This is a genomic window from Rhizobium sp. ZPR4, from assembly GCF_040215725.1.
Taxonomy (GTDB): Bacteria; Pseudomonadota; Alphaproteobacteria; order Rhizobiales; family Rhizobiaceae; genus Rhizobium; species Rhizobium rhizogenes_D.
In genome coordinates, this window is sequence record NZ_CP157967.1 from 752,381 (window position 1) to 779,130 (window position 26,750).

Below are 26,750 nucleotides of genomic sequence, written 5' to 3' on the forward strand. Positions count from 1 at the left end.
GGAGAGAACCGTTCACATAGCAAGGAGTGATCGCATGCCTATCGATAAAGTCATTCTCATCACAGGTGCCTCCAGTGGCATCGGCGCAGGCATCGCCCGCGAACTCGCCTCCACCGGCGCAAGGGTCATGCTCGGCGCAAGACGCATCGACAGATTGGAAGCATTGGCGGCCGAGATCCGGGAAAAGGGCGGCACGGTAATGACCCGCCGGCTCGATGTAACCGATAGGGCTGACGTTGCTGCCTTTGCGGAGACGGCACGTCTGGCCTGGGGCGGCGTCGATGTGATCGTCAACAATGCCGGCATCATGCCGCTTTCCCTGATGACTTCGATGAAGGTCGAGGAATGGGACAGAATGGTCGACGTCAATATCAAGGGCGTGCTTCATGGCATTGCGGCCGTTCTGCCGGAAATGACGGCGCGTGGCGCCGGTCACATCATCAATATCGCTTCGATTGGGGCGCTTGCAGTCTCTCCGACCGCCGCCGTCTATTGCGCAACCAAGTATGCCGTTCGGGCAATCTCAGATGGGTTGCGGCAGGAATGCCGCGATATCCGTGTCACCTGCATCCATCCGGGCGTCGTCGAGAGTGAGCTGGCCGATACGATCACGGACCCGGTGGCGGCCGAGGCGATGAAGTCCTATCGGGCCGTTGCGCTGACGCCCGACGCTATCGGTCGGGCGGTACGCTTCGCCGTTGAGCAGCCCGATGATGTCGATGTCAATGAGATCGTCGTTCGCCCGACGCGGGCGGTACATTGATTCGCGGTCTCTTTGCTTTCACTCCGGCCGGCGTCGTATGCGCGCCGCCCTCACTTTCCGAGGATCGAATCGAAATGAAGAAACCGATACACGCTTACGTCGGCATGTGGACAACGGCTAATGATCATATCCGCCATGAACTCCTGCCGAACGGCCGATATGTCGAAGCGCGGGGAAGCCGTGAGCATGCCTATCAGGGGCGCTACATGGTGACGGGCGATCACATCGACTATTGGGACGATACCGGTTTCACCGCCGATGGCGATTTCATCAATGGCGTGCTTCATCACGCCGGAATGGTGCTCTATTCAAGGAAATGAAGGGGTAGAGCGATATTTGGTCGTTGGCGGCTGCGCTTGCTCAACGCCTGCTCGCCGCTGTCGAATCGGCCCTATCTAAGGAATCACCCGCGTCCTTGCATCGTTTTGGGACGCGGGCCGAACTCGCAAGCGGCCGTTCATCCCGGGTGGGTCGCGGAGGTAAGCGTCATATACAGCTTACCAAACCCAGCAAAATCCGCCTGTTAGCCATGGAATGGCCATTTCGATGCCTTTTTGCGATCGGCTGCGACCATTTTCGCGCCGCATGTAAGTGCCGGTAGATTAAGGGATTTCTTAATGAAGTCTAAATAATTGCGGCCGCCGTGTTGCTGACTTGTGTCCTTTCGGCAACAGGAATTGCGGAAGGCTTACGCAAATCCCCCCTTCCGCGAAAATGTCGATTGCGTGACAGTGCACGTCTTGTATTTTCACTCTCGGAAGCGAGGGCGATTGATCGTCCACTTCTTGAAACGCGAGGATGGGACAGGGAATACCTTCGGGTAGTTCTCATTCTCGACATAAAACTTTGACTGGAGGTCAATATGAACATCAAGAGCCTTCTTCTGGGCTCCGCTGCCGCGCTTGTGGCAGTTTCCGGTGCTCACGCGGCTGACGCTATCGTCGCCGCTGAGCCGGAGCCGTTGGAATATGTTCGCATCTGCGACGCATACGGTGCTGGCTACTTCTTCATTCCGGGCACCGAAACCTGCCTCAAGATCGGCGGCAAGGTTCGTACCGAAGGTGAGTGGTACGATGCCTACAACCCGAACTCTCGTTTGGGCACGCTCTGGCACACCCGTGCTGAGCTCCGTCTGCAGACGGCAACCGACACCGAATACGGCCCGCTGAAGACCAACACCGAGCTGCGTTGGGACTGGAATGACGGCGGCTCCACCGCTACCAACCTGCTGCACGCCAGCATCAGCCTCGGCGGCTTCACCGTTGGTAAGGAAGACTCGCAGTTCAACGTCTTCACCGGTTATGCCGGCGACGTCATCAACGACGACGTGGTCTATGACGGCCCGTACGAACTCAACCAGATCACCTACAACTACGACGCCGGCAACGGCTTCACGGCTGTGATCTCGGTTGAAGACAGCAACTCTGGCACCGGTGCTACCGGCGCTAACGGCGAAGACAGCTCGAACCACTACGCTCCTGACGTTGTCGCCGGTGCTGGCTTCAAGTCCGGCGCATGGGGCTTCAAGGTCGTCGGCGGTTACGACTCGATCGTTGAAGAAGGCGCCATCAAGGCTCGCGTCGATGCTGACTTCGGTGTCTTCTCGGCCTTCGTCATGGGCGGCTGGAACACCGACGGCAACAAGCTCAACAAGTATGCCGGTTCGAACGGCGCTGGCGATGCAGCTGGTATCGGCTGGGGTGACTGGGCAGTTTGGGGCGGCGTTGGCGTTCCGATCAACGAAAAGCTGAAGTGGAACCTCCAGCTCGCCTACACCGACTCGAAGATCTTCGCAGCGACCACGAACCTCAAGTTCAACCCGGTCAAGAACCTGCTCATCGAGCCGGAAGTCTCCTACACCAACTGGGACTCCATCAATCAGGACCAGTGGGCTGGTATCCTCCGCTTCGAGCGCACTTTCTAATCTAATCTGACCTTGGTCAGTTGAGATTGTTCACTACGGTGATGGAAAGCCCGGCCAATGGCCGGGCTTTCTTTATTTGAGAATATCGACAAATTAGAATGCAGCCTTGAGAGTATTCTATATTCTTCTCCGGCGTGGGCGACCTGTAGGTTGTATGTATTCTCGAAGTAATCTGAAGTAGTTTCCAGCTATCGACATGTCGCCAATGTGACGGTTTTGCGACGTGATTTTTGTGCAACGCACCTTTTGAAACCGCCGTCACAATTGTTCATAGTTTATCTCTGATATTGCTCTGAAAAAAACGATCTGTAGGTTCCAAATCGGAAGCGAGACTTAGCGTCTTGGTTCTCCCAGATCAGGGGTCAACTTTAAAACCGGGTGGGGTAGGGCACGTCGATTTTCTCGACGTGAATTCTCATACCTAATCGATATTGGAACTGGAGTTACTATGAACATCAAGAGCCTTCTTCTCGGCTCCGCTGCTGCGCTGGCAGCAGTATCCGGTGCTCATGCGGCCGACGCAATCGTCGCTGCTGAGCCCGAGCCGCTGGAATACGTCCGCATCTGCGATGCCTATGGCGCTGGCTACTTCTTCATCCCGGGCACCGAAACCTGCCTCAAGATCGGCGGCATGGTCCGTACCGAAGGCGGCTGGTACAATGCCTACAATCCGGGTCCCGGCGGCGATCGCGGCACCTACTGGCACACCCGCGCTCAGCTGAGCGTCGACACCGCGACCGACACCGAATACGGTCCGCTGAAGACCAACACCGTCTATCGTTTCGACTGGAACGACGGCAACGCCACCACCACCAAGCTGCTCTGGGCTAACATCAGCCTCGGCGGTTTCCTGGTTGGTAAGCAGGACTCGCAGTACAACCTGTACACCGGCTACGCCGGCGACGTCATCAACGACGACGTGATCTATGACGGCCCGTACGAACTCAACCAGTTGACCTACAACTACGACGCAGGCAACGGCTTCACGGCTGTCGTCTCGCTCGAAGACTCCAACTCCGGTTCGGATTCGTCTTCTTTCGGTGGCGCTTGGGTTCAGTCCAAGGCTAACCACTACGCTCCGAACGCCGTTGCCGGTATCGGCTACAAGGCTGGCGGCTTCGGCTTCAAGGTTGTCGGCGGTTACGACTCGATCGTCGAAGAAGGCGCTGTCAAGGCTCGTATCGATGCCGACTTCGGCTTCCTGACGGCCTTCTTGATGGGCGGCTACAACACGGACGGCAAGAAGCTGAACCAGTACGCTGGTTCGAACCTGAACGCATCTGCTTGCCCGGCTGGCCGTGGCGATCTCTGCGGCTGGGGCGACTGGGCTGTCTGGGGTGGCGTTGGCGTTCCGATCAACGAAAAGCTGAAGTGGAACCTCCAGCTCGCCTACACCGACTCGAAGATCTTCGAAGCCACGACGAACCTGAAGTTCACGCCGGTCAAGGGCTTCCTCATCGAGCCGGAAGTTACCTACACCAACTTCGATTCTGTGAACCAGGATCAGTGGGCTGGCATCCTGCGCTTCCAGCGCAGCTTCTAATTCGGTTCGCCGAAAAGAGTTCGACAGATCTTCCGATCAGACCTCCGATCGGAAGAGGAAAGGCCCGGTCTCCCAACCGGGCCTTTTGTTTTGAGCCGATATCGAACAGTGCGCGGGCGCCTGTTATCAAAACCCCGAAGTGAAGTGCCGGATCGCATCCGGAATATCGCCCAAATGTAAAATCGGGGCATGTCCTTGCCCTCTCGCGATCTTGATGGCCATTTCCGGATGGCGGTTTGCCATCTCGTCTGTTGTTGTCTGTGTCAGAAGCTTCGAATTCTCCCCGCGAATCACCATCAGCGGGATATCTTGAAACGCTTGGAATTGCGTCCACAGGTCTGGAATCGGCGCCTCCAGATCGAGCGTCCGCATTTGTGCGGCGATGGCGGGATCGTAATCGGCAACCGGCTTGCCGTCACGTAAGACGTAGATGGCCCGCGCCATATCCCGCCAGTCGTCTTCGTCAAGCGCGCCAAAGGCGCTGCCATGGTTTTCCCGAAGGATCTCGATTGCCTCGTCCCAGTTGGCGGGTTTCTTGTCCCGGTTGAGATAATCGCGGATATCCGCCAACCCAATCTTCTCGAGGACCGGACCGATATCGTTGAGAATCACGGCCTTGAGGATATCCGGTCGGCTGGCCGCAAGCATATGCAGCACCAGCCCGCCGCGCGACGTGCCGATGAAGATGGCCTGATGGAGACCGAGGGCAGCGCAGACGGTCAGGACATCCTGCGCTTCGACGATGAGATTATAGTGGGATTTGTCCGCATCCCATTCGGATGCCCCGCGCCCACGGGCATCGAGCGTGATCACCCTGCGCGGGTTCTCGGAATCCTGCGATAGAAGCAGCGCGAGCTGATGAAAGTCCCGCGAGTTGCGCGTCAGACCGGGCAGGCAGAAGAGGGGTATCCTGTCCCTGGTGGTTGTCTCATCGCCGTCATAGTCCCGCACATGGAGCTTCAGGCCATCTTCCGCTGCGATCGTTCTGGCAAGAAAACCGCTTTCGTCGTCGCTGCGCATGCGCCATCCCTCGTGCTTTGGCTATCACGAGGGATGTAACGTCATTTCCGTGACCTATACAACTACGGTTGTTGCCGGAAGCATATCGCGCGAGGCTGTGCGGCGGCCTTGCGATAGTGACAGGCCCCTTAGCCGCGGCCGGTGACCAGATCGTGGACGATATCGGTCTTCTGCCCGAGGCGTGCCTTGTAGACCTGATAGTTTTCCATCACGCGCTGGACATAGTTGCGGGTCTCGGGGAAGGGGATGCGTTCGATCCAGTCGATGACGTCATCGAGCGATTTGCCGCGCGGATCGCCGTAGCGGCTGATCCATTCCGGCACCTTGTTCGGCCCTGCGTTGTAGGCGATGAAGGTCAGGATGTAGGAGCCGCCGAAAGTGTCGATCTGCTCGCCGAGATAATGGGCGCCGAGCGTGGCGTTGTAGCCGGCATCCTGCGTCAGCTTGTCGGCGGAAAAGACCATGCCGTGCCGACCGGCAACAGCCTTTGCCGTCTTCGGCAGCAACTGTAGCAGGCCGCGGGCATTGGCGGAGGAAACGGCGGCCGGATTGAAGGCGCTTTCCTGCCGGGCAATGGCATAGGCAAGCGCCTTGCCGGAGCCGGAAATATTGGCATTGTCCGGAATGACGCCGATCGGGAAGGCGAGTGCCGCGACATCGATGCCGCGTCCATAGGCGATCTTGCCGATCTGCAGCGAAAGCTGGTGGTTGCCGGAGCGCTCGGCGCGGGCAGCCAGCATCGCAACCTCGCCGGGGCTTTCCAGCTGTTTCGCCAGGGCGCGATAGAGCGCGTCCGCACGCCAGCCGTGCCCCGCGGCCTCGAGCCGCGAAATCGCCTGTACCGCCTCGCGTCCCTGGAAGCGCTGGCGATCCGTAGCTGAGGGCGAGGGATAGGTGACGTTGAGGGTGCTGCGGCCAAGCCTCTCGGCGGCAAGCTGGCCGTAGAAGGTGCTGGGATAGGAGGCGGCCTTCGCATAGAAATCCGCTGCCTTGCCCGATCCGCCTGCCTCGGCGGCGCGGCCGAGCCAATACCAACCGCGCGATTGCGAGATAGGCCCGTTCGACACCTGCAGGATCTTGCGGAAATGGATCGCTGCATTCGCCCCATCCTGAAGACCGCGCAGAGCGTACCAGCCTGCGTGGAATTCGGCTTCGCCGACATCCTGCGGACTTTCCGCGACGCTGGCGTCGACGACACGATAGGCGGCCTTGAATTCACCCTGATCCACCAGGCCGCGGCTAACAATGCGCTGCTCGCTCCACCAAGCACCTGGGCTTACAAGCACGCTCCGGTCTTGCGGCATTTGCGCCAGAAGATTGGCGGCGTCGTCATATTTGTTCTGGCGACGCAGGTTTTCGATCCGCATGAAGAGATAGGCGGGATCCTTGCGCCATTGCGCGTCGACGCCTGCGATCAGCGCGTCGGCTTTCGGCGAACGATCATTGACGGCCGCCCAGGCCTTGTAGAGCGATTGCGCCTTGCCGAGATCGCCGAAGCGTTTGGCCTGTGCGGTCCGGTCGCGGTAAAGCAGATAGTCCATGCGCGCCTTGTGATCGGCAGGCGACAGCAGGCTGGGGAATTCTGCAAGGATCTTGTCCTCCAGAGGCTTGTCCAGTGGCTCGTCGCGCCAGATCTTGCGGATCAGCTTTCCGGCCTGTGCCGACGCGCCGCGCGCCATGAGCGCGCGAGAGAGGATGATGCTGCCCTCGACGGTCTCCGGCTGCGAGTTGCCGAAGGCGGCCAGGACCTGATCGGTTGCCGGATTTTCTGTATAGAGCGCCCGCTCGGAATTGGCGCGCAGGCTGCCGAGCCCCGGCCAGCCGACAAGCTCGCGGGCGGCAGCGGCAATCTCGCCGGAGGGGATGCCCGGCTGGCCCGAAGTCGCGATCGCCCAGGTCAGGATATGGCGATCGAGCGTGCCTTCGCCCATGCCGTTGCGGATGGCAAGCGCCTGCATCGGGTTCTTGTTGGAGAGGGCGTCAAGGCCTGCCTTCAGGTCGCCGCTGACAGGCGCGATCGCTCCGCTGCGCGGGATCGCGGCCGTACTCATGGGGTCCGGCGCCATGGCGACATAGGCGTTGGCGCTCGTCGGTATCTGCTGGCCGGGAAGCTGCGAGGCAACCGCGCCCCAGGCGACCGCCAAGCCCACGGCGGTCCAGATCATGACAGGTCTCTTCATCCGGCTACTCACAAAACAAACAGGCCCCTTCCATTTGCCAAATGCTATATTAACGAAACCTTACCGGTGGTCCGAATTTCAATCAATTATGATATCGGAAACTGCCCTTTACCATTCAAAGCGTGCTTGTCGCCGTCAAGCCAGCGCTTTATGGTGCGCGGATTCATAACCATGGATTGCGGCTGAAGCATGAAAGCAGCGCCGCTAGGAGACTTGCATGTTCCAGGGGTCCATTCCCGCACTCGTTACGCCCTTTACAGACGCCGGCAAGGTGGATGAGGCTTCCTTCGCCTCGCATGTCGACTGGCAGATAAAAGAGGGCAGCAAGGGATTGGTGCCTGTTGGTACGACGGGCGAATCTCCCACTTTGTCGCATGACGAGCACAAGCGCGTCGTCGAGCTCTGCATCGAGATCGCCAACAAGCGCGTCCCGGTCATGGCGGGAGCGGGCTCGAACAATACCCGCGAAGCGATCGAGCTTGCGCTGCACGCCGAAAAGGTCGGTGCCAATGCGGTTCTGGTCGTGACACCCTATTACAACAAGCCGACGCAGAAGGGGCTTTACGCACATTTCGCCGCCGTTGCGGAAGCCGTGAAGCTGCCGATCTACATTTATAACATTCCAGGCCGTTCGGTCGTCGACATGACGCCGGAGACGATGGGCGCGCTCGCCAAGTCCTATTCCAACATTGTTGGTGTCAAGGATGCGACCGGCAAGATCGAACGCGTCTCCGAGCAGCGCATCAGCTGCGGCCGCGATTTCCGCCAGCTTTCCGGTGAGGATGCCACGGCGCTCGGCTTCAACGCTCATGGCGGCGTCGGCTGCATTTCGGTCACGGCCAACGTCGCGCCGCGACTATGTGCGGAATTCCAGGCGGCCACGCTTGCCGGTGATTACGCCAAGGCACTCGAGTATCAGGATCGTCTGATGCCGCTGCACAAGGCGATCTTCCTGGAGCCAGGTCTTTGCGGTGCCAAGTACGGTCTGTCCCGCCTCGGCCGCATGAGCCGCAACGTGCGTTCGCCGCTCTTGTCGACCCTGGAGCCGGGCACGGAGGCTGCGATCGATGCGGCCATGCGCCATGCCGGCCTCCTGAACTGAGGCTTCACAAGCCTGCTGCCGAAACTCTGCAAGGCCGCTCTCTTCACAAGGAGGGCGGTCTCGCTTATTTAGGGTGCAGGAACCTGGCACGCCCTTAGTCGCTGCCGGAATGACGCAAGAAAAAAGAAGAAGAATCATGGCACCCAAAGGCAGCCAGCGCGTGGTGAACAAGGTCGTGGCGGAAAACCGCAAGGCTCGCTTCAACTACGAGATCATCGACACCTACGAAGCAGGGCTCGTGCTGATGGGCACGGAGGTCAAATCGCTGCGCGAAGGCAAGGCCAATATCGCCGAATCCTACGCCTCGGATGAAGGTGACGAGATTTGGTTGATCAACTCCTATCTGCCGGAGTACCTGCAGGCGAATCGCTTCAATCACGAGCCACGCCGCCGTCGTAAGCTGCTGCTTTCCAGCCGCGAAATCGGCCGGCTGCGTTCGGCGATCAATCGTGAGGGCATGACTCTGGTGCCGTTGAAAATCTATTTCAACGACCGAGGCCGCGCCAAGCTGGAATTGGCTCTCGCCAAGGGCAAGAAGCTGCATGACAAGCGCGAATCCGAGAAGGAACGCGATTGGAACAGGCAGAAGAGCCGCCTGCTGAAGGACAATGGGTGAGGGTGAGACGCGGTCGCGCAAAGCCCGAGCTATCGATCCCGTGAATCGATTGCAGCGACGAACGCCTTGAGCCTTAGCGAAGGGCCGGCTGCCGCGGCAAAAACGAAATGGTTTCGCTGCGGCAAACCTAACTCGTCTGATGCAGCCTCAAATTATTCTTCAGTATCCGCTGCGGCGTGACTTGCCGTCTCGGTGGTGGTGCGGGCAGGCCGTTCCGAGGCTTCGCGGCCGATTTCTGCCTTCAGCGATACGAGATCGATGAAATGGTCGGCCTGGCGGCGCAGATCGTCGGCGATCATCGGCGGCTGGGTCGCCATGGTCGAGATGACCGAAACCTTGCGTCCGCGGCGCTGGAGTGCTTCCACGAGGGTCGTGAAGTCGCCGTCGCCGGAAAAGATTACCAGATGATCGACGGTCTCGGATTGCTCCATGGCGTCGATCGCCAGCTCGATGTCCATGTTGCCCTTGATTTTGCGGCGCCCCATCGAGTCCGTGAATTCCTTGGCCGGCTTGGTAACGACCTTGTAGCCGTTATAATCGAGCCAATCGATCAGCGGGCGGATGGAGGAATATTCCTGATCCTCGATAAGAGCCGTATAATAATAGGCGCGCAGCAGATAACCGCGTTTCTGAAATGCTTTCAAGAGCTTGCGATAGTCGATATCGAAGCCGAGGCTCTTGGATGCAGCGTAGAGATTGGCGCCGTCTATAAAGAGTGCAATTTTTTCGCGTGGGTCAAACATCGCTTACATATCCATTGTTATAAAAACGTAATCACTTCATTCAAAGGCTAGCTAAAACAATGCCTTGCAAGGCGCCGCAGAATAATTCGTATTACTTTATGAATTATTCATATAACCAAGATTTAGGGCACGAAGTGCGATATTCCAAGCAACCTACGGTAGAAATAACAATTTGTCTGGGGTAATTTTAACACTTATAAGACGGGGTGCGAAGGCGCTCAATCAGGAAAAACTTGAATTTGCCATCGTTTGCTTGTATCGGCGTGCTACTCCGAGACATGATGACGACATCACGACCGCAAAGGACAGGCAATGGCCCGTGTCACAGTAGAAGATTGCATTGATAAAGTTGAGAACCGGTTCGAGCTCGTTCTGCTCGCCAGCCACCGCGCCCGTCTGATTTCGCAGGGCTCCTCGATCACGATCGACCGCGACAACGACAAGAACCCGGTTGTTGCATTGCGCGAAATCGCCGACGAGACGCTGTCGCCGGACGATCTCAAGGAAGACCTGATCCATTCGCTGCAGAAGCATGTCGAAGTGGATGAGCCCGAGCCCGATCCGGCAAGCCTGCTGGCAGCGGGTGCTTCCGCCACCAGCGAAGAGGAAGAAGACCTGCCGGAAACCGTTACTTTCGACCAGATGTCGGAAGAAGAGCTTCTGGCTGGTATCGAAGGTCTGGTTCCGCCGGAAAAAAGCGACGATTACTGATCGTCGATCTTGATGCTCCGGGCAGGAGCGATATGATGGCAAGATGCGTGCGCCGGTCAGATGACTGGCGCGCTTTTGTTTTTGCTGGAGTAGCTTTGGAATGATGCGGCAATACGAGCTTGTCGAGCGCGTGCAGAAATACAAGCCCGATGCCAACGAAGCTCTCCTCAACAAAGCCTATGTTTATGCGATGCAGAAGCATGGCCAGCAAAAACGCGCCAGCGGCGATCCCTATATTTCCCATCCTCTCGAAGTTGCTGCCATCCTCACGGATATGCGCCTGGATGAATCGACCATCGCGGTCGCTCTTCTCCATGACACGATCGAGGACACGACGGCGACGCGCGCCGAAATCGACGAGATGTTTGGCGAGGATATCGGTCGTCTCGTCGAGGGCCTGACGAAGATCAAGAAGCTCGACCTCGTCACCAAGAAGGCCAAGCAGGCGGAAAACCTGCGCAAGCTGCTGCTCGCCATTTCCGACGATGTGCGCGTGCTTCTGGTGAAGCTTGCCGATCGCCTGCACAATATGCGCACGCTCGATCACATGTCGCCGGAAAAGCGCGCCCGCATTTCCGAGGAGACGATGGAAATCTATGCGCCGCTCGCCGGCCGCATGGGTATGCAGGACATGCGCGAGGAGCTGGAGGAGCTTTCCTTCCGCCATATCAATCCTGAAGCGCATGACACCGTCACCAAGCGGCTCGAAGAGCTGTCTCGGCGCAACGAAGGGCTGGTCAAGAAGATCGAGACCGAGCTGCGCGATCTGCTCGTGGCTAACGGCCTTGCCAACGCCATGGTCAAGGGCCGGCTGAAGAAGCCCTATTCGGTGTTCCGCAAGATGCAGTCGAAGTCACTCTCTTTCGAGCAGCTTTCCGATATCTACGGCTTCCGTCTTCTCGTCGACGATATTCCGTCCTGCTACCGGGCGCTCGGCATCGTTCATACCCGCTGGCGCGTCGTTCCCGGCCGTTTCAAGGACTATATTTCGACGCCGAAGCAGAACGACTATCGCTCCTTGCATACGACGATCGTTGGCCCCTCCAGCCAGCGTATCGAGTTGCAGATCCGCACCAAGCGCATGCATGAGATCGCCGAATTCGGTATTGCCGCCCACACGCTCTACAAGGACGGCGCCAACGGCAATGGCGACAGCGACGTCGCGTCGCGGGAAAGCAATGCCTATTCCTGGCTGCGCCACACCATTGAAGCGCTGGCCGAGGGTGACAGCCCCGAAGAATTCCTCGAGCATACGAAGCTCGAACTCTTCCAGGATCAGGTCTTCTGCTTCACGCCCAAGGGCAAGCTGATCGCCCTGCCGCGCGGCGCAACGCCGATCGACTTCGCCTATGCTGTCCATACCAATATCGGCGACACCACGGTTGGCGCCAAGATCAACGGCCGCATCATGCCGCTCGTCACGCGGCTGAACAACGGCGATGAAGTCGAGATCATCCGTTCCGGCGTACAGGTGCCGCCCGCCGCCTGGGAAGAGATCGTCGTGACCGGCAAGGCGCGCGCCGCCATTCGCCGCGCAACCCGCCTTGCCATCCGCAAGCAGTATGCCGGTCTCGGCCACCGTATTCTGGAGCGCACCTTCGAGCGCGCCGGCAAGGTCTTCTCGCGTGATGCCCTGAAGCCCGCCCTGCATCGCCTCGGCCAGAAGGATGTCGAGGATGCGATTGCCGCCGTCGGGCGAGGGGAGATGTCGTCGCTCGACGTCTTGCGCGCCGTCTATCCGGATCACCAGGACGAGCGCGTCACCGTGAAGCCCGCCGGCGACGAGGGCTGGTTCAACGTTCGCAGCGCCTCCGGCATGATCTTCAAGATCCCCGGCAAGAACAAGGCCGAGGTTTCCGACGGCGCCGATATCGATGCGCCGCCGATCCGCGGCATTTCGGCCAATGTCGAGGTACATTTCGCATCGACCGGCGCCGTTCCGGGCGATCGCATCGTCGGCATCATGGAAAAGGGCAAGGGCATCACCATATATCCGATCCAGTCGCCGGTTCTGCAGCGGTTCGATGACGAGCCGGAGCGCTGGATCGATGTGCGCTGGGATCTGGACGAGGCCAACAAGTCCCGTTTTGCCGCACGCATCCTGATCAATGCCCTCAACGAGCCGGGTACGCTGGCGAAGGTGGCGCAGACCGTTGCGGACGTGGATGTCAATATCCGCGTGCTCAACACCGTTCGGGTTGCGGCCGATTTCACCGAAATGGCCCTCGACGTCGAAGTCTGGGATCTGCGCCAGCTTAACCAGCTTCTGGTGCAGCTGAAGGAACTCGATTGCATCGCGACGGTTAAGCGCCTCTACGAGTGATATCCACTCGGCGGCGCTACCGATCCAGGCAGGCTGCATATTTTGTGATCATTTTATGACCAAATTCGAGCGCCTTTCCGGATAGATATGCGCAAAATGCATGGCTGTGTATATTTTAGAGCGGTGGTAATTAACCTTTGTCGAGCCTATCTTCTGGTCATCGAAGAAACGAAACTGAGATGAGAGAAGAAAATGTTTAGCCCGATCAAGAAAATCGCCCGTGCCCTGCGTGTTCCGAGTGTTGAAGAACGCGAAATGGCTTACCTGAATGGTTCGCACGACCGTTTTGACCTTGAATATCGTCAGCGTCAGGTCGACCGCGGTCTGTTCCGTACGCGTTAATCGCTGTTAATACTGAAAAGACCAAGAGGGGCGCGTCATTGTTGCGCCCTTGGAGCATCCCGATCTTGCGGGATTGCTTCCGGCAAATGAAGAGAGCGTCCATTTTCTGCATCCAGCGCAGATGACGTTCCAAAAAAGAGCCGCACTTTCGGTTCTTAATCGGTGCATGATACGTTCGGCCGCTCTTGTCACGACGGCCCCCATTGCACTAGATAAGCCGCATGCTGTTTCGTCGCCGAAAACCACTGACATTCAAGGAAAAGTTGCGGGAGCATCTTTGGCCCCGCAAGGGTTTTGTCCGCTCTTTCCAATATTTCGGTAAGCGCCTCGTTCGCCTCGCCGCCTCGCCGCATTCGGTTGCGGCCGGCTTTGCCGCGGGCATCGTCGTATCGTGGACGCCGTTCATCGGTGTGCATTTCGTCATGGCGATTGTCATCGCCTATCTCGTCGGCGGAAACGTCATCGCTTCTGCGCTCGGCTGTCTGGCTGCCGGCAATCCGATTACCTACCCCTTCATCTGGGCTTTGACCTGGGAGATCGGCCATCTGATTCTGGCGCGCGACAGCGGCGGGCAAGGCGGTAGCATCGATCTGCCGGCACTGTGGCACAAGGGCGATCTCACGCAAATCTGGGACCCGGTTTTGAAGCCGATGCTGATCGGCGGCATTCCGCCTGCCATTGTGACGGGCGTGATCGTCTATGCGCTTACCTATTATGGTGTGAAGACCTTCAAGACGCGCCGCAAGGAGCGCCTGATGGAACGTGCCCGCGAACGGCTGGCGCTCGCCGAAAACGCATCGAGCGTCTGACGGTGCCTGACCTCGTCCGGGCCGCCAGGAGGGCCTTCCCATGATTATCGGCATAGGCAGTGATCTTATCGACATCCGCCGGGTCGAGAAGACGATCGAGCGTTTCGGCGCCCGATTCACCGAGCGTTGCTTTACAGATATAGAGCGCGCCAAGTCCGAGCGCCGCAAGAACAAGGCGGCCTCCTATGCCAAGCGCTTTGCCGCCAAGGAAGCCTGCTCCAAGGCTTTGGGTACAGGGTTGGCGCAGGGTGTCTTCTGGCGCGACATGGGAGTCGTCAATCTGCCGAGCGGCAAACCGACGATGGAATTGACCGGCGGTGCTGCCGAAAGAGTGGCAGCTATGTTGCCGCCAAATCATCGCGCCGCCATTCATTTGACGATAACAGATGATTTTCCTCTTGCTCAGGCTTTTGTGATCATCGAAGCGCTACCGATGGATGCCTGAATCACGACTGTATGTCGCTTTTGGCATCCGCGCCATTGCCGCGATGATATGAAGCGAGTAGACAGTGCCAGAATGCAAGTGCGCCGGTGGGGTGCGAAAAAGGAATAAGACTGCGTGTCCGAGAAAGCCGTAAAACAGCAGAACGCCCTGTGGGAGAACATCAAGGTCATCGTTCAGGCGCTCGTCCTGGCCATGATCATCCGCACGTTTCTCTTCCAGCCATTCACCATCCCGTCCGGCTCGATGATGCCGACGCTTCTTGTCGGCGACTATATCTTCGTCAACAAGTTCGCCTATGGCTATTCCAAGTATTCAATGCCGTTCTCGCCGGATCTGTTCAGCGGCCGCATCCTGGGCAGCGAGCCGAAGCGTGGCGATGTCGTGGTCTTCCGCTTCCCGCCGAATCCTGATGTCGACTACATCAAGCGCGTGATCGGTCTGCCGGGCGACCGCATTCAGGTCAAGAACGACATCCTCTACATCAACGGCCAGGCCGTTCCGCGCGAGCCGCACGGCACCTTCTCGTCGGACTATAGCCAGGAGCCGGGCGACAACATCGCTGTCTACAGCGAGCGCCTGCCGGATACCGGCAAGGTTTATGACACGCTGGATCTCTCGCCGAACTCTCGTGGCGACAATACCCAGGAATATGTCGTTCCGCCGGGCCATTATTTCATGATGGGCGACAATCGCGACAATTCCGACGACAGCCGTTTCGATGTCGGCTATGTCCCTGCTGAGAACCTGATCGGCCGCGCCAGCATCATCTTCTTCTCGCTGGGTCACGACACCTCCTTCCGTGAAGTCTGGAAATGGCCGACCAACATGCGTTGGGACCGTATTTTCAAGGTTGTCGAATGACGAAGACGCAGACGCTCTCCCAGGCGGATCGTGCCAGGCTTGAGGTTGCTATAGGCTACGAATTCGCCGAAAAGGAGCGTCTCGACCGCGCGCTGACCCATGCCAGCGCGCGTACGCACAAGACAGGCAACTATGAACGGTTGGAATTTCTCGGCGACCGAGTTCTTGGCCTGTGCATCGCAGAATTGCTCTTCAAGACATTCGGTGCTGCGACGGAAGGCGAGCTTTCCGTGCGCCTCAACCAGCTCGTGAGCGCGGAGACCTGCGCCGAAGTTGCCGATGAAATGGAGCTGCATCTTTACATCCGCACCGGTGCCGACGTGAAGAAGCTGACGGGCAAGCGCATGCTGAACGTGCGCGCCGATGTCGTCGAAAGCCTGATTGCTGCGCTCTACCTGGACGGTGGGCTCGAAGTTGCCCGCGCGTTCATCCTGCGTTTTTGGGAGCGCCGCGCCATCCGGCCGGAGGGTGCAAGGCGCGACGCCAAGACGGAATTGCAGGAATGGGCGCATGCGAAATTCGGTGTTACCCCGGTCTACAGGGTTGATGATCGCAGCGGACCGGATCATGATCCCCGCTTCACCGTGACGGTGGAAGTGAAGGGAACGACGCCGGAGACCGGAATTGAACGCTCCAAGCGCGCGGCCGAGCAGGTGGCTGCGACGCGGATTCTGGAGCGCGAAGGTGTTTGGCAGCCTCAGCCGACTGAGACGTAACTGCTAGAGCATGATGCCGAAAAGTGTCAGGGGATTTCGGAGGACATCATGCTCTACTTCTTTGATTTTAGAGTGGATTCGGATTTTAGGTCGGTTCGACCTAAAGTCATCCGACTCTAGGGAATGACGGAAAAAATGACCAATCAGCAGGACACGCCCGCCGAAGACGGTGCGGTTGAACATATCGGCCCGACGCATTCGGGTTTCGTGGCCCTCATCGGCCCGACTAATGCCGGCAAGTCGACGCTGGTGAACCGACTCGTGGGCGCCAAGGTTTCGATCGTCAGCCACAAGGTGCAGACGACGCGCGCGATCGTGCGCGGCATCGCCATTCACAACAACGCGCAGATCGTCTTCATGGACACGCCCGGCATCTTCAAGCCGCGGCGCAGGCTTGACCGCGCGATGGTAACGTCTGCCTGGGGCGGCGCCAAGGATGCCGATCTCATCATGCTGCTGATCGACAGCGAGCGTGGCTTGCGCGGTGATGCGGAGGCCATCCTGGAAGGCTTGAAGGACGTCTCCCAGCCGAAGATCCTGGTCTTGAACAAGATCGACCGCGTTCGTCGCGAGGATCTTTTGGCGCTTGCCGCTGCGGCCAACGAGAAGATCGCCTTCGAGCAGACCTTCATGATCTCGGCCGAAAACGGCTCCGGCTGCGACGACGTTATGGACTATCTGGCGAAGACCTTGCCGGAAGGTCCCTGGTACTATCCCGAGGACCAGATTTCGGACTTGCCGATGCGTCAGCTCGCCGCCGAAATCACCCGCGAAAAGCTGTTTCTGCGCCTGCACCAGGAGCTTCCCTATTCCTCGCATGTCGAGACGGAGAAGTGGGAAGAGCGCAAGGACGGCTCGGTGCGCATCGAGCAGGTGATCTATGTCGAGCGCGACAGCCAGAAGAAGATCGCACTCGGCAAGGGTGGTGAGACGATCAAGGCGATCTCGACCGCGTCGCGCAAGGAACTCTCCGAAATTCTGGAGCAGCCCGTGCACCTCTTCCTCTTCGTCAAGGTCCGTGAAAACTGGGGAGACGACCCGGAGCGTTTCCGGGAAATGGGGCTCGACTTCCCGCATTGATGGAACTTTGCTTCCCTGAGCGCTTTATATTGCAGTGGTTTGTCGGGCATATGGCTCACGCCGCCGCAACTTTAGGGAGCGTTTCATGGCAAAGGCAGCTGCGACGGTGCATGGACAACGCACACCGTGCCAGCAATGTCCGTTAAGGTCTCTCCCGCATTTCCGTGAATTCGAGCGCGACGAGCTGAGTTTCATCAGTGGCTTCAAGAAAGGGGAGCTGCTTGTCGACGCCGGTGCCACGATTTTCCTCGAAGGCGCGCATAGCGCCCACCTTTTCACCATCCTCTCGGGCTGGGGCTTCCGCTACAAGACGCTGGAGGATGGGCGCCGTCAGATCCTGAATTATGTGATGCCTGGCGACCTCATCGGATTGCAGGGTTCGATCATGGGCGAGATGCAGCACTCGACGGAGGCGCTTTCTCCGATATCGCTTTGCGTTTTCGAGCGCACGGAATTGATGACGCTCTATAACTCCCATCCTTCGCTGGCCTATGATCTGACCTGGATCGCCTCGCGTGAGGAGCGGATACTGGATGAACATCTTCTAAGCATAGGCCGCCGCTCCGCACTCGAGCGTGCAGCCTATCTGATCGCGTATCTGCATCAGCGTGCTCGCGCTCTCCGCCTGTTCAACGGCAGCAAGACCATCCCTATCCGGCAGCAGCACGTCGCCGATACGCTGGGTCTTTCGGTGGTCCATACCAATAAGACATTGAAAAAGTTGGCGGCGCGGAAACTGCTACTCTGGCAGGAGCGAGGCTGTGAGGTTTTGGACGGCGAAGGGCTTGCTGAGCTTGCCGGCTGGGACGGCCTTGATTCGGTCAGGCGCCCTTTCATTTGAGGGCGGCTCTTTGCGCAAACAACATGTCTTTTTTAAATGCTGACAACAACTGTATCAGCATAGATTATTGTCATCGTCACTTTTCGACCAGTTTCACCTTTTACTAACCCCGGCGGCAAAAGCGATTGGAGCACGGTGACGAGCCCATAGTACCGCAGTGCAAAAAGTGCGAAGCGGGTTGGAGGCGAAGTCATGTCACAAGAGACCGAGCCAAGACGGATGGGCAAAACCATCCATTCAATACGGGCCGATGATTGGCGCCGGAGGGATAGATGCGGGACTTTTTACGGGGTACGCCAGCTGGCGCGTACGTGCAAGGATGGCGCTGATATGACGTTTCAGCGCGTCCTTATACTGGAAGATAATCTCATCATTGCCATGGAGGCGGAGGAAATTCTTCACCTCGTCGGAATTCAACAGGTTGAGATTGCTTCGAATCTGGAACAGGCGGTCAACGCCGTTCATTCTGAACATTATGATTTTGCGATGCTTGACGTGAATCTCGGGGAGTCGACGAGTTTCGGCTTTGCTCGATTGCTGATGGAACGCGGCATTTCCTTCGGCTTCGTCACCGGCTATCCCGATACACTCGATTTTCCGGCAGATCTGCGGCATGTGCCGCTTTTGAACAAGCCTTTCGACGAACAATCCATGCGCCTCTTCGTCGAGACTCTGGCCGGCGGCTCCCCGCTCGCCATGTGACAGCGGCAGCCATTTGTCCTAAACTCGAATCGCAAAAATCTTTCGGAGCAACCGGCCGATGCAGTGGCAGGACCATGCGATCATTCTGGGCGTCAAACGTCTCGGCGAGACCAGTGTCGTCGCCGAGGTCATGACGCGTGCCCGCGGTCGCCACATGGGGCTGGTGCGATCCGGCCGCTCGCGCGCCATGCAGCCGGTGCTGCAGGCCGGCAATCTCGTCGAGGTCACCTGGCGGGCAAGGCTGCACGAACATCTCGGCGAATTTCGCATGGAGCCGGTCACGCTGAGGGCCGCGCGGCTTATGGAAACCGCAACCGCCGTCTATGGCGTGCAGGCGATGGCCGCATTGCTGCGGTTGCTGCCGGAACGAGATCCGCATCCGCATCTCTATGATGCGCTCGATGTCATCCTGGAAAACCTGCAGAACCCGGCCGATGCCGGAGAACTCTTCGTGCGCTTCGAGCTTGCCGTGCTGAACGATCTGGGTTTCGGGCTCGATCTTACCGAATGCGCGGCAACCGGCGTGCGCGAGGATCTGGCGTTCGTTTCTCCGAAGTCCGGGCGTGCCGTCTGCCGGGCAGCCGGCATGCCATGGGCGGACAAGATGCTGGCCCTGCCGCCGTTCCTGACGACCGGCGCCATGATCGCCGCGGATAGGGAAAGCCTTTCCGCCGCCTTTCGGCTGACCGGCTACTTTCTGCATCGCCACGTCTACGAGCCGCGTGGCATTGAGATCGCCGCGGCGCGCGACGGTTTCATGCAGGCCGCGTTGAAGGCGGTTGCAATGGTCTCGGAGGAGAGGCCGCCAAGCACGGCTGCAATGGCAATCGAGCGCTGAGGCCGCTCTGTAGTCTCAGTTTGGAAGAATACCCTGCTTTTTGGCGTAGGCGGCAAGCGCTGCCGAGATGTCGTCGTTTTCGATGGCGTTACTGAATGAATCGAGCTTGTCATCCCATGTGTTCCATTCATGTTGAAAGGAAATACGGCGACGCTCTTCCGTCGAAACCGGATAGGGCTTCGGAAACATGGCTATGGCCGTCTCGATGATCACAGCAGCATCATTCTTGCCCACCTCACGCAAAGCCTGCGGAACATATTCGGCGAAAGCCCCGCTGGAATTGTAAAAGAACTGGTGTGTTCCGCCGTTAAACACTTCGCCCATGAGGATGATCAGGACATAGGTCGTGCGATAGCTCGGCGGCATCGTTTCGATCCGTGCCTTGATCTCGGCCGCCTCGCCGAAGCCGGATGGACCTGGCAATAATTGATCCTGCAAATATGACAGGCGCTGCTCGTCGGGAAGGGTCTCGCGTGCATGTTTCAGCGCCGCCGCGACGACCGGATCGCGTGCGGCATAGGCGTCCACTTCGGCACGAAACGCAGTCTTGTTGGCAAGCATCGTCCCGAGTTCCCGCAGCCTGACGTCAATGGCTGTCGGCGGCTTCGAAAGATCGGGCACAATGCCTTCCTGGATGCGCAGGAAGCTCTGGGCAAAGAAATCCGAGCGTATCTTGTCTTCGACCGGGTAGTTTGGCCCGAAGGCCGCTATCGCTTCCGCAACGACTTTCGCACGATCGGAGAAGCCCGCTTCCTGCAGAGCGACAAGCAACCGCGGCGCCAACGTTCCGGCAGGAGCGCTGAAATAGCCATGCAGCCCCTCGGAAGTGGCGTCGTATGTGTATTCCCCAAGCCCGAGAAGCAGCCGCAAACGCTGAATAGGCGCTGAATCATGGCTCATTTCAGTGAGATAGCCATCCCGCCCGTTCGCGATGAGAAGCCCCAGATTGGGCGGGTAAGCAAGCGACAGGACATCGTAATCCGGAATGTGCTGCAAGGAGGCCTCTTGAAATCGATAGCCGTCCTTCGAGGCGGCGTCCTGCGCGACGCTCGGAACGACAACCGTTGTAGTTAGGATGACAAGGGAGAGGATATAGGCCGCAGCCGCCGTAAGACGACTTGGCATTTTGACGGGATTTAAGTCGATCGAGCGGAGGAGCGATTTGATGAACAAGTCCGACTTCCGTTCTGGAGCCTGGCGCGACAGTGTGCGGGTTCGGAAATAACTCTAATATCGCGGTTGCTTGTACTACTTAGGGTAATTCCACCATCTTCAAGCGGGTTGTCCCGAATTGCCAGGCATTTATCTGCGCTTGAGCGCCCAGCCCTCCGGCCGCTCCTCAAGCACCGTCACCGTATCCCCGATCTTCACCGAGCCTTCGCCGCGCGGTACGGCGTTCCAGCCGAAGAGCGGGCCGGGGACGCGGCGGTCGGCGGACATGCGGATGCGGCCCATGGCGGGCATGGGATTCGGCACGTCGCGCGAGCCGGTCTGCTGATCCTGCGTCGTCATGATGCAGCGCGAGCAGGGCTTGACGAGATCGAGGCGGATGCCGCCGATCTCGATCGCCGCCCAGCGATCTTCAGGCCATTCCTCATCGATATCGATGACGATGTTCGGGCGGAAGCGTTCCATGCCAACGGCGCCTTCGCCGTGGCTGGCAAGATTGGCGTTGAGCGCCTTCAGCGAGCCGGTGGTCGTGACGAGGATCTGGTATCCGTCGGCAAAGGTGACAGGCGTATCCTCGCCCGCCCATTCCGGGCTGGCAATACGCTTGGCCAGCCTGTCGAAGAACACCATCTTGACCTCGCGATCCAGCCAGGTCGACAGCGCCTTGTTGGTCTCCTCGTCGGCCACGGAGGCGTTGACGGCAGATTTCCAGACGACCACGTCCATGCGGTTGTCCGGGTGCGGCGGCGGTACGATGATGTCGGGCTTGCCTTCCATCTTCAGGCGAAGATGGGAAGGCGCCGGCTGGATATCGATCCGGGCCAATGCCTGCAAATCGCGTTGGGTAATGAAGTTGCCAGAGGGGTCGACCAGCATGGCGCGACGATCCCCGGCAAGACCGAAGGCATCGATGGCGGCCGACGGGATGGCGATGCCGCGCGCGCTCTTGACGGGATAGATGAAAAGATCGCTGACGCGCATAGATGGCCCTCAGATTTCGTCGATGAACATTGCCAGCACGGTTTTCAGCCGGTCATGCCGCGCTTCGGCAAACTTGGCCCCGGTCTCGGTCTGGAATCCATCCGCCAGTTTGAACAGCTTTGTCTCGAAATGGTCAATGGCGAAGCGCTTGTCATCGAGTGCCCGCTCTGTCGCAAGCGGATCGAAGGGGTCGTATAGGCCGGAGCCGAGACGCCCGGCAATGTAGAAACAGCGCGCAGCGCCCACCATGCCGATCGCATCCAGCCGGTCGGCATCCTGCAGGATCTTCGCTTCCAGCGTTTCCGGCGGCAGGTTGGCGGAGAAACTATGCGTGGTGATCGCATGCGCCGTCGCCGCAATATCTTCGTCAGTCCAGCCGAGTTGCCGCAGGATGCCCGAAGCTTTCTCGGCAGCGAGCCGCGATGCCTGCGCGCGATGCGGCGAATTCTTTTCGACGGAAACACAGTCATGCAGCAGCACGGCGGCGGCGAGAATTCGGGCGTTGCCGCCTTCCTCGGCCTGAATGGCCATGGCGTTGCGGAAGACGCGCAGGATGTGGGCAATATCGTGCGAACCGTCATCGCCATCGGCGGCATGGGGAATCAGATCCGCAGCCAGTGCTTCGAACGGGGCGAAGGCCTGGGCCATCCTGTCGGTATTCATTGTCGCGCTTGCTCCAGAGTGATCAGTCGGCAGGTTTCCGTCCTACCCGGCGAAGGGATTCGCCGCAATCACTCCGTCGCTTTCTTGGCCGTCAGGATCTTCTGGTAGAACAGGCCGATGCCGATCAACACGGCGCCTAGGCCGATGAAGGACAGTGCCCGCAGGAAGCCCTCGAGGTTCGCCATGTCGATGAGGAAGGCCTTGACGACGGCGATGAAGACCAGCACCGCCGAGGCGATGCGCAGGCTCCGTGCCTCGAAGCGGGCGCCGAGCCCGAGCAGCGCGATACCGATCAGCAACCAGACAACGGAATAGGAATAGAGCTCGCCCTGGATGAAACCGTTCCAGAAGGGAATGTACTCGCCCTGCCAGAAGCGGCGCACAGACAATGTCGCCCATGCGAAGGCCATGACGGCCGCCGCGACGGCCAGCATGCTGACATAGGGCAGGGGACGCCGGTTGCGAGCAAAGAGTGCCAATCCGCCATAGGCGACACCAGGCAGAAGATAGGCAAGCAGCAGCAGATTGAAGAGCGGGATACTACCTGTGCTCTCGCCCGTCATGAACGGATTCAGCCCCAGCAGATGCAAGGTGAGGATCATGAAGACCGAAATGACGCCGAGCGCCATGCCACCATAGCGGAAGACAGGGCTCGCCGCGCTCAGGTCGAGCGCCATCAGCGTCGCGGAGGCACCGATCGCCAGCAGCGTGTAGATCGACTGTTCGCCGAGCGTCGGAACCGCATCGTTCAGGACGCCGCCATTCATGGCATGGCGCACAAGGATGGCGATGGTCAGCAGTACGAGGAAGCAAGCGAGCGCCTGCAAGGCATTGCGCAGCCGCAGGCTCGGCGAATGGCGCGTGATGAAGGCCGCAAGGACGGCAAGGGCTGCCGGAATGCCGTAGCCGGCAAGGAGCATGTTGAAGACCGGCGTCGTACCAAGCTCCGAGGGATCGACGATCGTCGGCTGCCAGGCGATGCGCCCCATGGCAATGACCAGCGCGGCAACCATCGCCCACGGCAGAACGAGCCAATTGCGCACGCGTCCCGCCAGCAGATAGGCGATCCCGAGAACCGGCAGCAGGATTGTCGCGGTGGCATGATGCGCAAGCGTATGCAGGGCGAAAACGGCGGCGGCAAAGGAGCCCGCGGCAAGGATATTCGTCGGCAAGTTCAGCCCTTCGCCGTCGCGGCGATCTTGCCATTCCGCAAGCGCGATAAGCACGACAGTCAGCCCAATGCCGTATAGCCCATGCAGCCAGTCGAGCGTCCAGTTGCCGAGGTTGACGAAGCTGATCGTGGCGATCGCCAGCGGCGTGGCGGCCATGACGAGGCTCCAAAGCGCGGCGTAGGGTTTCTCCTGCGCGGCAAAGCGCCGGAGGAAGAAGGCGCCGATCAGCACGAAGAGGGCGCCGAGGCCGAGCACCTCATAGAGCACCGTGCTCTGCAGGCTGACGGTTTCGCCAGCGCCGCCGGTCTCGATCCCGGCGATCCAGTTGGTCAGGATGCCTGATACACCGACGACGGCGATGAGCGCGGACAGGATCGTTGCCCAGGCTGCATGCAGGCGGCCGGCGCCGAAGGCTGCCACCGCCGCAACGATCGCCGCAAACATGAATGTGGTGTCAACGATCGGATATCCATATCGAAGGCTGTAGTAGACGAGGCCGAGCGATACCGTGAGCGCGCCGACCGCGGCCGTCAGCGTCATGCCGAGCGGCTGCCGGGCAAGAAATGCCGCCCATTCCATGTCGGCACCGGGCCTTGGAGGTGCGTCTTCGGTGGGCACCGTTGCAATGTCTTCCTTCGCCGTTTCGGAGATCGGGTAGCGCCCCGGCCAGAGGAAGATTGTGCCGCCGATCATCGCCAGCATGGCAAGCGTAACCGGCGTCAGATCGACGGCCGGGCTGTAGGTGATGTAGAGCAGGGGCCAAAGGCTCAGCAGCCCGTTCGCGAGGGACGGGGCGATCAACCAGCGGCGCAGGCGCGACGCCAATAGGGTCGCAAGCCAGGTCAGGACGAGATAGCCGAAGAGAATCCAGGGCCTTGGCGCGGTCGAAGCGATCAGGGCAGGGGTCGCCATCGACGCCAGCAGACCGAGGCCGGCAAGCGCCTGTCCATGCAACAGCGATAGCCCGAGTGTGGCGAGCGAGATCAGTGCGAGAAGAATGAAGGCGGTCGTGGGGCCGATGAATTCGTAGATGGCATGTGCCGCATAGGTGGAGCCGAACAGGGCGACGACGCCGGCCGCCGTCAGCACGCCGGGGATCATCGCATTCTGGAAGGCATTATCCAGAACGGGCGCGGCCCGACGGCGGATCACTTCGCCGGCAGCAATCAGGGCAAGGCCGAAGAATGCTGCAAGAACAAGCCGGACGCCGGGGCTGAGAAGGCCGCTCTCGATCGAATATTTGACCATGAAGATGCCGCCGAGCGCCAAAGCAATGCCGCCGACCCAGACGGCCCAGCGTGCGCCGATCGTGCTCTCCAGGCTTTCCTTGGTCTGCGCGGATGTCTGGCTGGCAAGAGGGGCGGCCTCTTCCTCAAGCGTGTCCGCAACATTGTTTGCGGCGAGGGCCGGCTGCTCGATACCGGACGTCGAAGTGTCTTCGATCACCGCTTTCGGCTCGTCTTCGATAGGCTGTGCGTTAGCAAGAGCCAGCGAATCTGTCGCGGGAATCGATTCGCCCGTATCCGCCGCCAGCACCTTGCCCGCGAGAGCATTTTGCAGCTCCTGAACGCGCGCTTCCAGCCTTTTTATCCTTAGGTTGTGGCCTCGCAGTACCAGGATGCCGACGACCAGGATGACGAGCGGTAACAATTCCATCATGTCTTCTCCATGGGCGATCCGCCGTACCATATACGAAACCGCTCGCCGGGTAAGATTAGATAGTCAGATTCCCCTATGATTCCAGTGGATTATGCCAGATTCCGTCATAAAGGATTGCAAAGGAAATATTAGGAAATTCAAATTTACCACTTGAGAACTATGGTTAATACTCATTAACAATTTGTCTTTACCGGCAGCGCGAAGCAGCTTAATAGCGGTTCATAGTCTAACTCTGAATGTATTGCGTACAAACGACGTCGCATGAGGCGGCTCCTACCTCAGGAGGTTTGTATGTCCCATGTTTCTTCCGTATCCAACAGCTCCTACCCGTATCGTGGCACGCTTTCGCGCCTCGATTCGAATGGTGACGGTCTTTTAAGCCAAGAAGAACGCTCGGTGGACGAACGCCCCGGCATTCTTGAGGCCAACAATACCGACGCTACCGTCGATGGTTCGAACAGTGCGTTGAGTGGCCTGATTGCTAAGCTCATGCAGTTGCCGAACGCCGATACCGCCTCCACGGCCAAGTCACCGGAATCCAATGTCGGCTCCGACCTTGATCTGATGTCGCCGATGGATGCCTATAACAGCACATACGGCCAGTATGACGTCGACAGCATAGCGGCCTGACAAGCACTTTCATTCGATGTAAGGCGGCCTGCCGGGATGTCGGTAAGCCGCCTTATCATTTTGATGTAGGATCATTTTTTCCACTCGCCGGAACCCTCATGCCTGCCATGCGTTGGGCAATTGCCACGCAGAACAGGGAGGGTGTTCCATGAAGCGGATCATGATCGTTGCAATTCTCGCTCTTGCTGCAGCCGCGCCCGCGGCAGCGCAAACCCAAAGTCAAAACACCGCCACTGCTGATTTTGTCGGCCTCGACGGCAAGCAGGCCGGCCGGGCGACGTTGACTGAGGGCAAAAAGGGTGTGTTGATCGAGATGGAGGTGTCAGGCATGCCCGCCAATCGCTGGGTCGCCTTCCACATCCATGAGAATAGCCGATGTGAGCATACGCACGGCTTCGAGTCCGCCGGCGGCCATTTCAACCCCACCAAGGCGGAACACGGCTTCCTCGCGGCCAACGGGCCGCATGCCGGCGATATGCCGAACCAGTATGTCGATCAGGACGGCAAGCTGCGCGCCCAGGTCTTCAACGGCATGGTGTCTCTGAACGGCAAGAACGGCATCCGCGGCCGCACGCTGATGATCCATGCCGACTCGGACGACTACCGCAGCCAGCCCGTCGGCGGCGCCGGCAAGCGGCTGGCATGTGCCGTCATTCAATAGGAAAGCAGCCAATAGAAGCTCGAAAATGATTCGAGCATTGAACGGGTGGAAGTTCAAGCAACGGTTGTTCCGGCTGCGTAAGCGCCCACCGGCAATATGATTCGATGGCTGTCAATTATAGTTAATGGTGAATTAACACCAATCTCAATCTGCGAGGCAAAACGGCCTATCCTGCTTGCAGATGACTAAGCGTGCCGGGGTCTATCAACCACGCGATGGCATTTGCCGTAGGAGATTTGGATGAGCGGGGTTTCT

26 protein-coding genes are annotated in these 26,750 nt (G+C 59.1%); 19 read left to right on the top strand and 7 right to left on the bottom strand.

Features of this window, described 5'->3' with window-relative positions; genetic code table 11:
• Positions 1 to 34: 34 nt before the first annotated feature.
• The 4 genes from ABOK31_RS03680 to ABOK31_RS03695 all read left to right on the top strand — a co-directional run bounded on the left by ABOK31_RS03680 (position 35) and on the right by ABOK31_RS03695 (position 4,230).
• The gene (locus tag ABOK31_RS03680) at positions 35 to 763 is read left to right on the top strand and encodes an SDR family oxidoreductase (RefSeq protein WP_174174125.1); all 729 of its coding nucleotides are present in this window, start codon (positions 35 to 37) and stop codon (positions 761 to 763) included.
• A 68-nt stretch (positions 764 to 831) separates the two neighbouring features.
• On the top strand, positions 832 to 1,083 hold the full coding sequence (locus ABOK31_RS03685; RefSeq protein WP_349958845.1) for an Atu4866 domain-containing protein: 252 nt from the start codon (positions 832 to 834) through the stop codon (positions 1,081 to 1,083).
• Between the two features lie 542 nt (positions 1,084 to 1,625).
• Positions 1,626 to 2,687 carry a porin gene (locus ABOK31_RS03690; RefSeq protein ID WP_349957809.1) on the top strand — a complete coding sequence of 354 codons (1,062 nt, stop codon included), beginning with the start codon at positions 1,626 to 1,628 and terminating at the stop codon, positions 2,685 to 2,687.
• A gap of 448 nt (positions 2,688 to 3,135) precedes the next feature.
• On the top strand, positions 3,136 to 4,230 hold the full coding sequence (locus tag ABOK31_RS03695) for a porin (RefSeq protein WP_174174128.1): 1,095 nt from the start codon (positions 3,136 to 3,138) through the stop codon (positions 4,228 to 4,230).
• A gap of 126 nt (positions 4,231 to 4,356) precedes the next feature.
• On the opposite strand, the gene ABOK31_RS03700 is transcribed toward ABOK31_RS03695, so the two are convergent.
• Positions 4,357 to 5,250 (bottom strand): alpha/beta hydrolase, encoded by an 894-nt coding sequence (locus ABOK31_RS03700; RefSeq protein ID WP_349957810.1) that lies wholly within the window; start codon positions 5,248 to 5,250, stop codon positions 4,357 to 4,359.
• 128 nt (positions 5,251 to 5,378) lie between these two features.
• On the bottom strand, positions 5,379 to 7,430 hold the full coding sequence (locus ABOK31_RS03705; protein ID WP_349957811.1) for a lytic transglycosylase domain-containing protein: 2,052 nt from the start codon (positions 7,428 to 7,430) through the stop codon (positions 5,379 to 5,381).
• 217 nt (positions 7,431 to 7,647) lie between these two features.
• On the opposite strand from ABOK31_RS03705, the gene dapA reads away from it, so the two are divergent.
• On the top strand, positions 7,648 to 8,532 hold the full coding sequence (gene dapA / locus ABOK31_RS03710) for a 4-hydroxy-tetrahydrodipicolinate synthase (protein WP_174174131.1): 885 nt from the start codon (positions 7,648 to 7,650) through the stop codon (positions 8,530 to 8,532).
• 136 nt (positions 8,533 to 8,668) lie between these two features.
• The gene (gene smpB / locus ABOK31_RS03715) at positions 8,669 to 9,148 is read left to right on the top strand and encodes an SsrA-binding protein SmpB (RefSeq protein ID WP_015339291.1); all 480 of its coding nucleotides are present in this window, start codon (positions 8,669 to 8,671) and stop codon (positions 9,146 to 9,148) included.
• Positions 9,149 to 9,300: 152 nt separating this feature from the next.
• Here the strand turns inward: smpB and ABOK31_RS03720 are convergent, their stop codons facing one another.
• On the bottom strand, positions 9,301 to 9,891 hold the full coding sequence (locus tag ABOK31_RS03720; RefSeq protein WP_349957812.1) for an NYN domain-containing protein: 591 nt from the start codon (positions 9,889 to 9,891) through the stop codon (positions 9,301 to 9,303).
• A 312-nt stretch (positions 9,892 to 10,203) separates the two neighbouring features.
• On the opposite strand from ABOK31_RS03720, the gene rpoZ reads away from it, so the two are divergent.
• From rpoZ to recO, 11 genes are all read left to right on the top strand, one after another.
• Positions 10,204 to 10,602: a DNA-directed RNA polymerase subunit omega gene (gene rpoZ, locus ABOK31_RS03725; RefSeq protein ID WP_075852112.1), complete on the top strand. Its 399-nt coding sequence runs from the start codon at positions 10,204 to 10,206 to the stop codon at positions 10,600 to 10,602.
• 100 nt (positions 10,603 to 10,702) lie between these two features.
• Positions 10,703 to 12,925 carry a bifunctional (p)ppGpp synthetase/guanosine-3',5'-bis(diphosphate) 3'-pyrophosphohydrolase gene (locus ABOK31_RS03730; RefSeq protein ID WP_174174133.1) on the top strand — a complete coding sequence of 741 codons (2,223 nt, stop codon included), beginning with the start codon at positions 10,703 to 10,705 and terminating at the stop codon, positions 12,923 to 12,925.
• A gap of 192 nt (positions 12,926 to 13,117) precedes the next feature.
• Complete coding sequence (locus tag ABOK31_RS03735) at positions 13,118 to 13,267, top strand: DUF3563 family protein (protein WP_015339295.1); 150 nt, start codon at positions 13,118 to 13,120, stop codon at positions 13,265 to 13,267.
• Between the two features lie 221 nt (positions 13,268 to 13,488).
• Positions 13,489 to 14,076, top strand: coding sequence for a DUF2062 domain-containing protein (locus ABOK31_RS03740; RefSeq protein WP_092710427.1), 588 nt, complete (start codon positions 13,489 to 13,491; stop codon positions 14,074 to 14,076).
• Between the two features lie 40 nt (positions 14,077 to 14,116).
• On the top strand, positions 14,117 to 14,521 hold the full coding sequence (gene acpS / locus ABOK31_RS03745) for a holo-ACP synthase (protein WP_174174135.1): 405 nt from the start codon (positions 14,117 to 14,119) through the stop codon (positions 14,519 to 14,521).
• A 114-nt stretch (positions 14,522 to 14,635) separates the two neighbouring features.
• Positions 14,636 to 15,382 carry a signal peptidase I gene (lepB, locus tag ABOK31_RS03750; RefSeq protein WP_069616145.1) on the top strand — a complete coding sequence of 249 codons (747 nt, stop codon included), beginning with the start codon at positions 14,636 to 14,638 and terminating at the stop codon, positions 15,380 to 15,382.
• Positions 15,379 to 16,098 (top strand): ribonuclease III, encoded by a 720-nt coding sequence (rnc, locus tag ABOK31_RS03755; RefSeq protein WP_349957813.1) that lies wholly within the window; start codon positions 15,379 to 15,381, stop codon positions 16,096 to 16,098. Before lepB ends, rnc begins: the two co-directional genes overlap by 4 nt.
• Before the next feature lie 135 nt (positions 16,099 to 16,233).
• Positions 16,234 to 17,178, top strand: a complete 945-nt coding sequence (gene era / locus ABOK31_RS03760) for a GTPase Era (protein ID WP_075852617.1) — start codon at positions 16,234 to 16,236, stop codon at positions 17,176 to 17,178.
• Positions 17,179 to 17,263: 85 nt separating this feature from the next.
• Entirely contained in the window at positions 17,264 to 18,019 is a 756-nt protein-coding gene (locus ABOK31_RS03765) for a Crp/Fnr family transcriptional regulator (protein WP_174174137.1), read from the top strand.
• A gap of 330 nt (positions 18,020 to 18,349) precedes the next feature.
• On the top strand, positions 18,350 to 18,721 hold the full coding sequence (locus ABOK31_RS03770; RefSeq protein ID WP_174174138.1) for a response regulator: 372 nt from the start codon (positions 18,350 to 18,352) through the stop codon (positions 18,719 to 18,721).
• A gap of 58 nt (positions 18,722 to 18,779) precedes the next feature.
• Entirely contained in the window at positions 18,780 to 19,559 is a 780-nt protein-coding gene (recO, locus tag ABOK31_RS03775; protein ID WP_174174139.1) for a DNA repair protein RecO, read from the top strand.
• A gap of 15 nt (positions 19,560 to 19,574) precedes the next feature.
• On the opposite strand, the gene ABOK31_RS03780 is transcribed toward recO, so the two are convergent.
• The 4 genes from ABOK31_RS03780 to ABOK31_RS03795 form a co-directional block, all read right to left on the bottom strand.
• Positions 19,575 to 20,684, bottom strand: coding sequence for a DUF4375 domain-containing protein (locus tag ABOK31_RS03780; RefSeq protein WP_349957815.1), 1,110 nt, complete (start codon positions 20,682 to 20,684; stop codon positions 19,575 to 19,577).
• Positions 20,685 to 20,861: 177 nt separating this feature from the next.
• Positions 20,862 to 21,710, bottom strand: a complete 849-nt coding sequence (locus ABOK31_RS03785) for an MOSC domain-containing protein (RefSeq protein WP_349957816.1) — start codon at positions 21,708 to 21,710, stop codon at positions 20,862 to 20,864.
• Between the two features lie 9 nt (positions 21,711 to 21,719).
• On the bottom strand, positions 21,720 to 22,358 hold the full coding sequence (locus tag ABOK31_RS03790; RefSeq protein WP_174174986.1) for an HD domain-containing protein: 639 nt from the start codon (positions 22,356 to 22,358) through the stop codon (positions 21,720 to 21,722).
• Between the two features lie 83 nt (positions 22,359 to 22,441).
• Positions 22,442 to 25,204 carry a DUF2339 domain-containing protein gene (locus ABOK31_RS03795; RefSeq protein WP_349957817.1) on the bottom strand — a complete coding sequence of 921 codons (2,763 nt, stop codon included), beginning with the start codon at positions 25,202 to 25,204 and terminating at the stop codon, positions 22,442 to 22,444.
• 291 nt (positions 25,205 to 25,495) lie between these two features.
• Here ABOK31_RS03795 and ABOK31_RS03800 point away from each other — a divergent pair, with 291 nt between their 5' ends.
• Together ABOK31_RS03800 and ABOK31_RS03805 are read left to right on the top strand one after the other, a co-directional pair.
• A complete protein-coding gene (locus ABOK31_RS03800; protein WP_349957818.1) occupies positions 25,496 to 25,834 on the top strand; it encodes a hypothetical protein in 339 nt (112 codons plus the stop codon).
• Positions 25,835 to 25,982: 148 nt separating this feature from the next.
• Complete coding sequence (locus ABOK31_RS03805) at positions 25,983 to 26,495, top strand: superoxide dismutase family protein (protein WP_174174143.1); 513 nt, start codon at positions 25,983 to 25,985, stop codon at positions 26,493 to 26,495.
• The last annotated feature ends 255 nt before the right edge of the window (positions 26,496 to 26,750 follow it).